Origin of the sequence: Albidovulum sp. (assembly GCF_049646345.1) — a bacterium.
Taxonomy (GTDB): Bacteria; Pseudomonadota; Alphaproteobacteria; order Rhodobacterales; family Rhodobacteraceae; genus Albidovulum.
In genome coordinates this window covers 1-9,322 of the sequence record NZ_JBARVQ010000435.1, presented here as the reverse complement: position 1 = coordinate 9,322, position 9,322 = coordinate 1, and the positions used below count along the sequence as shown (strand labels likewise).

Annotated in this window: 7 protein-coding genes and 2 pseudogenes; 3 read left to right on the top strand and 6 right to left on the bottom strand. The window is 64.3% G+C overall.

Annotated elements, in window-relative coordinates; all coding sequences use genetic code 11:
- Both WBB85_RS10900 and WBB85_RS10895 read right to left on the bottom strand, forming a co-directional pair.
- Positions 1-429, bottom strand: a 429-nt coding sequence (locus WBB85_RS10900; RefSeq protein WP_432638641.1) for an ABC transporter ATP-binding protein, incomplete at its 3' end; no start/stop codon positions are given.
- On the bottom strand, positions 422-1,735 hold the full coding sequence (locus tag WBB85_RS10895) for an ABC transporter permease (RefSeq protein ID WP_432638642.1): 1,314 nt from the start codon (positions 1,733-1,735) through the stop codon (positions 422-424). The genes WBB85_RS10895 and WBB85_RS10900, both read right to left, overlap by 8 nt.
- 121 nt (positions 1,736-1,856) lie before the next feature.
- Here WBB85_RS10895 and WBB85_RS10890 point away from each other — a divergent pair, with 121 nt between their 5' ends.
- The gene (locus tag WBB85_RS10890; protein ID WP_432638639.1) at positions 1,857-2,150 is read left to right on the top strand and encodes a hypothetical protein; all 294 of its coding nucleotides are present in this window, start codon (positions 1,857-1,859) and stop codon (positions 2,148-2,150) included.
- 43 nt (positions 2,151-2,193) lie between these two features.
- Here the strand turns inward: WBB85_RS10890 and WBB85_RS10885 are convergent.
- The 4 genes and pseudogenes from WBB85_RS10885 to WBB85_RS10870 form a co-directional block, all read right to left on the bottom strand.
- A pseudogene (locus WBB85_RS10885) lies at positions 2,194-2,508 on the bottom strand (integrase core domain-containing protein); the annotation flags it as partial.
- A gap of 56 nt (positions 2,509-2,564) precedes the next feature.
- Positions 2,565-3,544 (bottom strand): annotated as a pseudogene (locus WBB85_RS10880) (IS5 family transposase).
- Between the two features lie 125 nt (positions 3,545-3,669).
- Complete coding sequence (ettA, locus tag WBB85_RS10875) at positions 3,670-5,325, bottom strand: energy-dependent translational throttle protein EttA (RefSeq protein ID WP_432638638.1); 1,656 nt, start codon at positions 5,323-5,325, stop codon at positions 3,670-3,672.
- Between the two features lie 76 nt (positions 5,326-5,401).
- Positions 5,402-6,691 (bottom strand): reverse transcriptase family protein, encoded by a 1,290-nt coding sequence (locus WBB85_RS10870; protein WP_432638637.1) that lies wholly within the window; start codon positions 6,689-6,691, stop codon positions 5,402-5,404.
- A gap of 312 nt (positions 6,692-7,003) precedes the next feature.
- Here WBB85_RS10870 and WBB85_RS10865 point away from each other — a divergent pair, with 312 nt between their 5' ends.
- A complete protein-coding gene (locus WBB85_RS10865) occupies positions 7,004-7,603 on the top strand; it encodes a nicotinate-nucleotide adenylyltransferase (protein ID WP_432638636.1) in 600 nt (199 codons plus the stop codon).
- 58 nt (positions 7,604-7,661) lie between these two features.
- Positions 7,662-9,134 carry a D-alanyl-D-alanine carboxypeptidase/D-alanyl-D-alanine endopeptidase gene (gene dacB, locus WBB85_RS10860; RefSeq protein WP_432638635.1) on the top strand — a complete coding sequence of 491 codons (1,473 nt, stop codon included), beginning with the start codon at positions 7,662-7,664 and terminating at the stop codon, positions 9,132-9,134.
- Positions 9,135-9,322: the final 188 nt, after the last annotated feature.

Sequence of the window (9,322 nt, the reverse complement as noted above, 5' to 3'; positions counted from 1 at the left end):
GCGATGATCTGCGCGGTGGCCGACCCCGACCCGTGCCAGCAGATCGTGCGCCCGTGCCGCCGCCCCGGCCTGCCCGGCTCCATTGGCGAGCTGCGGCAGGACGATGTTCTCCTCGGCGCTGAATTCGGGCAAAAGGTGGTGGAACTGATAGATGAACCCCACCTCGTTCCGCCGCGCCGCCGTCCGGGCGCGGTCGGAAAGGCCGGTCATCACCTTGCCGCCGATGGCCACGGTGCCACTGTCCGCCGTGTCCAGAAGCCCTGCAATATGCAGCAGCGTCGACTTGCCGGCACCCGAGGGCGCGACCAAAGCCACGACCTCGCCCCGCGCGACGGTCAGGTCGAGAGCGTTCAGAACGCGCACCTCGCCCGGCGTGCCTTCCAGATAGGTCTTGGCAACGCCCTGAAGCTCCAGCACCGTCTCACTCATAGCGCAGGGCCTCCACCGGGTTCATCCGCGCAGCACGACGGGCGGGGAAGATTGTGACGACGAAGGAGAGGACCAGCGACAGCCCCACCGCCCGGCCGATATCCCAGAGCCGCAATTCCGCCGGCAACCGGTAGATGCCGCGTACCGACGGGTCCCAGGCTCCGCCGCCGGTCGCGTAATTGATCGCCGACATGATGCTGTCGATGTTGAGCGCCAGAAGGCAGCCGAGACCCACCCCGGCGATGGTGCCGATCACGCCCACGAACGCGCCGCAAAGGAAGAAGACCCTGAGGATCGAGCCTTCGGTCAGACCCATCGTCCGCAAAATCCCGATATCGCGACCCTTGTTCTTGACCAGCATGACAAGTCCCGAAGTGATGTTCAAAGCCGCGATCAGCACGATCAGCGCGAGGATCACGAACATCACGTCATCCTCAATCGAAAGCGCGTTCAGAAAGGCGCTCGACGCATCCTTCCAGGTCCAGAGAAGCGTGCCGTTCCCCGCCGCCATGAAAAGCTGCGGACCGTAGCTCTCGATCCCTTCCGGATCGGCGACGAAGACCTCAATCTCATCCGCACCCCGTTCGCGGTTGAAGAAGGGCTCGGCCTCCCCGTAGGGCAGATAGATGCGGGTGCGGTCGATATCCCAGCGCCCGGCGCTGAAAATATAGACGACCTCATAGGCATTGACGCGCGGCGAGGTACCGAAAGCGGTCTTGTTGCCGTTCGGCTGGATCACCTTCACCCGGTCGCCGACCGACAGCCCGAGATCGCGGGCGATGCCAAGGCCCACCGCCATGCCCTCTTCAAAACGCTCAATATCGCCAATTGCCTCGTCCGAACTGGCAATGCGCGGGATCGCCTTAAGATCATCGAGCGTGATGCCGTAGATCTCGGCGACGTTCGAGCGGTCACCCGCCGTCACCATGGCCTGACCACGAATGATCGGGGCCGCCCGAGTGACGCCGGGGATCGCGCGGATCGCCGCCGCCACGGCACCTGCATCGGGGATCGCGCGGCTGGCCACGCCATCCTCATCCACCCATGTCGCCCGGCTGACCGAGACATGGGCATTGGCGCCAAGGATCGTGTCGACGAACTCGGCCCGGAACCCTGCGCGAACAGCCAGGGTCGCAACCAGAGCCATCACGCCCAGCGCGATGCCCACCAGCGATATCCAGGTCATGACGCTGACGCCGCCCTCGGCGCGGCGGGCACGCAGACAGCGCCAGGCGATCATCACTTCGAAACGGGAAAACGGCACTGTGGCCAAGCTCTGCTCCTGTCTTCTTTGGGCGGGAGACATGCGCCGAAAGCGGGCCCGGGTCAAGGCGCGGCACCCCGCCGGGCGGGCCCATGCTCACCCGAACGTGATCGGGGAACAGGGCCAGAGCGGGCATGATGGCACATCACCAGAGGAGGACGACATGAAACGCATCCCCCTCTCGCTCGCTGCCTGCCTCGCGCTGACGACCTCGGCCATTGCGCAGGACGCCACCCGCGCGATCGAGAATATCACCGGCGACGTCTACCGGTTCCAGAACAATTTCCACTACGCGCTCGTCGTGCCGACATCCGAAGGCACGGTCGTTGTCGACCCGATCAATGCCGGGGCGTCAAGCTGGCTGGCAGAGAACCTGAGCCAGATTACCGATCAGCCGGTCACGCATCTGATCTATTCGCACTCGCCTGTCCGTCGTCAGAGTTTTCCGGAGAGCTGAGGCAGTTTCATAACGGAGGCTCTGGTTCGGTTTCTGTTTGAGTTTAGGCGGCCGCGATTTGGTGCTGCAACCGACGTTTTCGGATTGTCTGCATCTTGATCTCCTCTCTCATCTTCAGGATCTTCGCGCCACGGCCGTGATAGACGTCGGCCGGGGTCAGGTTGGCCAAGCTCTCGTGGTAGCGATGGTCGTTGCAGGGATTGACGAAGGCGCCGATCTGGCGTTCCAGGTCACCGGGCAGGAAGTAGTTTTTCAGCAGCACCCGGTTCTTCATGGTCTGGTGCCAGCGCTCGATCTTTCCCTGGGTCTGCGGGTGATGCGGCGTGCCACGGACATGGTCCATGCCTTTGTCCTCGAGATGGCTCTGTTGCACAAATCGGCTGATAGCCGAGGCTTCCCTTTCCCCTGACAGAGTCATCCCACGGGTTTCGTGATGGGTATGCCGAGCGCGGTATAGCCGTTGAGTACGGCGATGCGGACCTGGAGCTCTGCGACCTGACGGTCGAAGTCCCGCGCCATGAGCCGCTGGCCCAGCAGTTTCACACAATGCATCCGCTGCCCGGCAGGGTTATGCGAAGCATGATCCCGAGAGGGTTCGTCTCGACGCGGCTTCGGCGGTGATATCCGCTCCATCGTCGCCAGAGGGCGCGGCGCAGGTATTTCGACGCCCGCGGGGCTTCGTTTCGGACCATGGCTCCGGCGGTGACGGTCTTCCACGGCGTCGCATTCTTGCGGGGCGGGATGACAGCGTGCGCGCCGCGGTCGGCGATGGCGTCGTGGCACTTGCGGGTATCGTAGGCGCCATCTGCCGTGACGCTGCCGATCTGCTCGTCCTTTGGGATCTGGCCGAGCAGGTCGGGTAGCACCGGTGCGTCGCCGATATGGCTCCCGGTGATTTCGACAGCGCGGACCTCCAGCGTTTCCTCATCAATCCCGAGATGGATCTTGCGCCAGATCCGTCGTTTGGGGCCGCCATGCTTGCGCGCATGCCACTCGCCTTCGCCCTCGACCTCGACCTTGATGCCGGTGCTGTCGATCAGCAGGTGCAGCGGCCCCTTGGACCCGCGATATGGGATGTTTACAGCCAGAGTCTTTTGGCGGCGGCAAAGTGTGCTGAAGTCGGGCACCGCCCAGTCGAGACCGACCAACCGCAGCAGGCTTTCAACGAAACCTGTCGTCTGACGGAGCGCCATGCCGAACAGCACCTTCATCGAAAGGCACGTCTGGATGGCGGCATCGCTGAAGGTCCGCTGGCGGCCACGCCTGCCTGTCGGCGCGGCATCCCAAATCATAGTGGGATCGAACCAGATGGTCAGTGAGCCCCGGCGCTTAAGCGCTTCATTGTAGGCTCGCCAGTTCCTGGTCTTGTAGGTCGGGGCTGTGGGTCTGCTCATGCAGCACAGCTACCACGCTGGATTCACAAGATGAATCCCTCCCGGGATTTGTGCAACAGAGCCGGTCGCAACCACTCGCACACACGCGTTGAACCCGCGTTCGAAATACGGGCAATCCATCCGCCTCAGCGGCTGAATTTCTTATACTTCACCCTTTTGGGTTCAACGCTATCCGGTCCCAGCCGTCTGATCTTGTCCTCTTCATAGGCCTCGAAGTTGCCTTCGAACCATTCGACATGGGCTTCGCCTTCAAACGCAAGGATATGCGTACAGAGGCGGTCGAGGAAGAAGCGGTCGTGGGAGATGATGACGGCGCAGCCCGCGAAGTCGTCGAGCGCGGCTTCCAATGCGGTCAGGGTTTCGACATCGAGGTCGTTGGTCGGTTCGTCCAGAAGCAGCACATTGCCGCCGGATTTCAGCAGGCGCGCCATGTGAACGCGGTTGCGTTCGCCGCCCGACAGCAAGCCGACCTTTTTCTGCTGGTCCGCGCCCTTGAAGTTGAAGGCCGAGCAATAGGCGCGGGAGTTCACTTCGGCATCGCCAAGCACCACGATGTCCAAAGCGTCGGTGATCGATTCCCAGACGTTCTGGTTGGCGTCAAGGTCGTCGCGCGACTGGTCGACATAAGAAAGCTTGACCGTATCGCCGAGCGTGATGGTGCCGGTATCGGGCTTTTCCTGACCGGTGATCATGCGGAAGAGCGTGGTCTTGCCGGCACCGTTCGGGCCGATGATGCCGACAATGGCGCCGGGCGGGATCGAAAAGCTCAGATCCTCGATCAACAGCTTGTCGCCCATATGCTTTTTCAGCCCCTCGACCTCGATCACCTTGCCGCCAAGGCGGGGGCCGTTGGGGATGATGATCTGGGCGCGGCCGATGCGTTCGCGCTCGGACTGGTCGGCCATCTTCTCATAGGCGTTGATCCGGGCCTTCTGCTTGGCCTGCCGGGCCTTGGCCCCGGCGCGGATCCATTCAAGTTCCTTCTCCATGACCTTCTGCTTGGCCTTGTCCTCACGCGCTTCCTGCGCGAGGCGCTTGGCCTTCTGGTCGAGCCAGGCAGAGTAGTTGCCCTCGTAGGGAATGCCGCGGCCACGTTCGAGTTCGAGGATCCACGAGGTGATGTCGTCGAGGAAATAGCGGTCATGGGTGACGATCAGGATCGTGCCGGTATATTCGATCAGGTGCTTTTGCAGCCAGGCGATGGTTTCGGCATCGAGGTGGTTGGTCGGTTCGTCGAGAAGCAGCATGTCGGGCGCTTCCAGAAGCAGCTTGCAAAGTGCGACCCGGCGGCGTTCACCGCCCGAAAGGGTTTCGACATTCGCGTCATCGGGCGGGCAGCGCAACGCCTCCATCGCGACGTCGATCTGGCTGTCGAGATCCCAGAGGTTGGCGGCGTCGATCGTGTCCTGAAGGGCGGCCATTTCATCGGCGGTCTCGTCCGAGTAGTTCATGGCGAGTTCGTTGTAGCGGTCAAGGATCGCCTGTTTTTCCGCGACACCGAGCATGACGTTCTCGCGCACGTTGAGCGCCGGGTCGAGATAGGGTTCCTGCGGCAGATAGCCGACCTTGGCGCCCTTGGCGGACCAGGCCTCGCCCTGAAAATCCTTGTCGATCCCGGCCATGATACGCAGCAGCGTCGATTTACCCGAACCGTTGACGCCGACAACGCCGATCTTGACGCCGGGCAGGAAGTTCAGGCGGATATTCTCAAAGCATTTCTTGCCGCCGGGATAGGTCTTAGAGACGCCATCCATGTGATAGACGTATTGGTAGGAAGCCATGGGTGAAGTCCTCGTATATGCCGGGTTTGTCACCCATCTAGACAATGGCGGGAGGAAGGGCAATCGCCCGGGCGGATCAAGCGAGCCGCAGCGCGTCTAAGCGGGCGCGGAGTTTCAGGCCGCGCGCAGGGTTGACCTGTTCGATCCAGCCGATCTGACCCGAGACGCGGGAAAGAAAGGCACGGTCGTTCCGGCGGGTGTCATCCGCGCGTCCCAGGTGGTGGATCGTGGCTTTCAGGCGGTCGTAGTCTTCGCGCGGGATGTTGACGTGCTGGTTGACGGTAATGCCGGTGACCGATTGGTGCCCGGCGGCAGTCATGACGCGGGTCTTGGTTGGGTTCAGACGAAACCCTTCCTCGACCGCGATGGAAGGAACGGCCCGGGTCAGGATCGGGATGATGCGGGGATCTCCGGAAAAGCTAAGATCGTCGGCATAGCGGGTGTAATTGGCGTCGAGTGAGGCCGCGAGGCCGGACAGGCGGCGATCAAGCGCGTGAGCCGCGAGGTTCGCCAGCGCGGGTGAGGTCGGCGCCCCCTGCGGCAAGTGGCGGTTGAGGTAGTTGCCGGGCAGGGACAGGCCCGTTGTCTGCGCGACCTCGGGTGGGGTGCGTGTGGTGCAGAGCCCTGCAAGGTCGCGGGCGACGGCGCGGGGATAGCCGATGGCGCGGAAGAGGCCGTAGATGCGGTTGGCGGCGATGCTCGGGAAGAAATCGGCCAGATCAAACGCGACCACCGCCTCTTCGCCGGCATGGCGCGCGGCGGCCTTGATGCAGTTGCGCCCCCTGACAAAACCGAAACTCGCCGGATGGGGTGGGATCAGCTCCAGCAGCCCGTGCAGGATCTGTCGCTGGAGCCTTTTCAGGAGCGGTTTTGGTTCCTCAATCAGCCGCAGTCCACCGGATTTGCGCGGGATCAGGTGGTGCCGATAGTGGATCGCGAAATGCGACCCGGACAGCGCCGAAAGGGCGTTCAGATCGGCGAAGCGGACAAGTTGCTGATGTGGCAGGCCGAGCCAATCTGCAAGCATGTGGGCATTGTCCAGCGCCGGAAGGCCAGCAGTGTCGAACGGGACGGGCGGGTTGAATCGCGACGGCGACAAGGGGAAGTCGGGCACGATCCCATGGCGCAGTGCGAAATCGACGACCCGCCGGATTTTTGGCTCATCCAGCAGCGTCGCGGCGATCGGGCCGGGATCGGGGGCGACCCGACCGGGAAACCGTCGGACGAGTTGGTCAGCGAGCGCCGGGGCGTGACGTTGGAACCGTGAGGGCAGACGCTGGCGCAGATGCGCCTCGACCTTTGCCGCCGTCCAGTCGGTCTCGGCGAGCGACGCCGCGAGGGGCAGAAGAATCTTGGCGTGTCGCATCACTTTTCCAATACCGGGGCGGCTGCCATGCCCAACCTCACCCGTCCTGCATGACCGGGCCTGGGCAAGGCCCAGTGTCGGTCATGCGCCGAATGTCCATGTTCGCAATGTAAAGCCGGGGAAACCCCGGCCTGCCGAGTTCTCGGCTTCTTGAGCATGGCTGCCGCTGAGCGCAACTTTAGGGCGATGGTCGGGATGGTCAAGCGGTCGCCGCCCGGCGGCTGAACGCAATTGAAGGGATCGCCTGCACAAGACCGCGTTGACAGCGGCCAAGGCGGCGGGAAGAAAGGGTGGGCAGGTAAGGAGCATGATTTGCAGGGCTTCCCCACAGCCTATCCCGGTATGACGATCGGCCTTCTCGGCGGGTCGTTCGATCCTGCGCATGCGGGTCATGCCCATATCACGCGCGAGGCGTTGAAGCGGTTCGGGCTGACCCGCGTCTGGTGGCTCGTCTCGCCGGGTAATCCCCTGAAGACGCGCCAGCCCGCGCCGATGGCGGAGCGGATTGCGCGGGGGCGTGCGGTCATGGGCCATCCGCGCGTCGTGATCTCGGATATCGAGGCGCGGCTCGGGACGCGCTATACTGCCGAGACCTTGCAAAAGCTCATGGCGCTTTATCCCGGGGTGCGTTTCGTCTGGCTGATGGGGGCCGACAATCTGGCGCAGTTCCATCTTTGGCAGGACTGGGAGTGGATCATGCAGAACGTGCCCGTTGCCGTCTTTGCCCGCCCCGGCGCGCGGCTTGAGGCGCGTGGTGCACGCGCGGCAGAGGAATTCGCGCGGTTTCGCCTGCCAACGGCGGCGGCAGCGCTGCTGGCCCGGGCCCAGCCGCCGGTCTGGGCGTTTCTCAATGTGCCGATGGTAAACCTGTCATCCTCGGCGATCCGGGCGCGGGGCGACTGGCGGGCCTGAAAGCACTTGCCCCCGGCGCGGGCTTGGGCGAGATTTCGGGGCGAGAGGAAAGGTGGCGATGACGCGACTGACGCGGCGGTTCATTCTGACAGGCATGCTGGGCGGGCTCGCGGGGCGGGCTCTGGCCGAGGCGCCGATGATTTCCCCCCGTCCCCCGGCGCGGCCCCTGCAGGTTGGCGCGGTATCGGCCCTCCCGGCGGCAGAGCTGATCCGCGCGGCGGGGCTGGGCGGACGGGTCGGCTTTGTCGTGGCCGATGCGCGGACCGGTCTGGTTCTGGAGGCCTCGGACAGCGATCTGCCGATGCCGCCCGCCTCGACCGCGAAGATCATCACCTCGCTTTATGCCCTCGACCATCTCGGGCCGGGGTACCGGTTCGGCACCAGACTGATCGCGACCGGGCCGGTGGCGGGCGGCAAGGTGCAGGGCGATCTGGTGCTGGCGGGGGGCGGCGATCCGGTTCTGTCGACCGACGATCTGGGGGACTTGGCCACCGCCCTTCGCAAGGCGGGGGTGACCGGGGTCACGGGCCGGTTCCTCGTCTGGGGCGGGGCGCTGCCCTATCTGGAGGCGATCGACCAGAGCCAGCCGGAATGGCTGGGTTACAATCCGGCGGTTTCGGGCCTCAACCTCAATTTCAACCGGGTGAATTTCGTCTGGAAGCGGGCCGGATCGGGATATGAGATCGGCATGGATGCCCGCGACACCCGTTTCGCGCCGCAGGTCTATTCGGCACGGGTGAAAATCGCCGACCGTGACCTGCCGGTCTATACCTACAGGAACGGCGGCAAGGTCGAGGAATGGACCGTCGCCAAGGGCGCGCTCGGCAAGGGCGGAAGTCGCTGGTTGCCGGTGCGGCGGCCGGATCTTTATGCCGGCGACGTGTTCCAGACGCTGGCGCGGGCGCAAGGTGTGCCCTTGCCCGCGCCTGAGGTGGTTCAGCGCCTTCCGGGGGGAAACGTTCTGGCCCAGCATGGCAGTTCCGAGTTGCGCGCGATCCTGCGCGGCATGATGAAATACTCGACCAACATGACCGCCGAAACGGTGGGCATGGCCGCCTCGGCCCGGCAGGGTGTGTCCAGCCATGTCGCCTCGGGCCGGGCGATGGCCGACTGGGTCAAGGCGCGGGCCGGGATCGGGTCCGCGCGCTTTGCCGATCATTCGGGCCTTGCCGGTGCTTCGCGCATTTCGGCGGCGGATATGGTGCGGGTGCTGGTGAAACTCGGCCCCGGCGGGCAGCTTGGCGGGCTGATGAAGGAAATCCGCTACAAGGATGATGCGGGCAGGCCGCTGGCCGGGGTTCAGGTTCTGGCCAAGACCGGCACACTGAACTTCGTCTCGGCGCTCGCGGGCTATGTCTCTGTCGGCGGCAGTGATCTGGCCTTCGCGATCTTTACCGGCGACATCGCGCGCCGCGATGCGGTGCCCGACAGCCAGAAGGAGCGGCCCGATGGCGGTAGGGCCTGGGCGGGCCGGTCGCGGAAGATGCAGCAGCAGCTGATCCAGCGTTGGGCGGCGGTTTACAGTGGGTGACCCCTGATAGACAATGATCTGTCGCGAAAGGGTGTTGGTCTGCGTCGCGCCCTTTGCGGTCGTTGCAACTGGCATAACATAAGCCGGGCGAGCGCCTGCCCGTGGGGTGGCGCAGCGACCGTCATTCAGCGCGATTTATAGTCGCAAAGCCCCTCTGTCCTCATGCGATGCGCGCGGCCTCCAAAGCG

Excerpts from the sequence above, each read along its gene's own strand:
- WBB85_RS10895 (WP_432638642.1), bottom strand. The coding sequence starts at position 1,735 with ATGTCTCCCGCCCAAAGAAGACAGGAGCAGAGCTTGGCCACAGTGCCG.
- WBB85_RS10890 (WP_432638639.1), top strand. The coding sequence starts at position 1,857 with ATGAAACGCATCCCCCTCTCGCTCGCTGCCTGCCTCGCGCTGACGACC.
- ettA (WP_432638638.1), bottom strand. The coding sequence starts at position 5,325 with ATGGCTTCCTACCAATACGTCTATCACATGGATGGCGTCTCTAAGACC.
- WBB85_RS10870 (WP_432638637.1), bottom strand. The coding sequence starts at position 6,691 with ATGCGACACGCCAAGATTCTTCTGCCCCTCGCGGCGTCGCTCGCCGAG.
- dacB (WP_432638635.1), top strand. The coding sequence starts at position 7,662 with ATGACGCGACTGACGCGGCGGTTCATTCTGACAGGCATGCTGGGCGGG.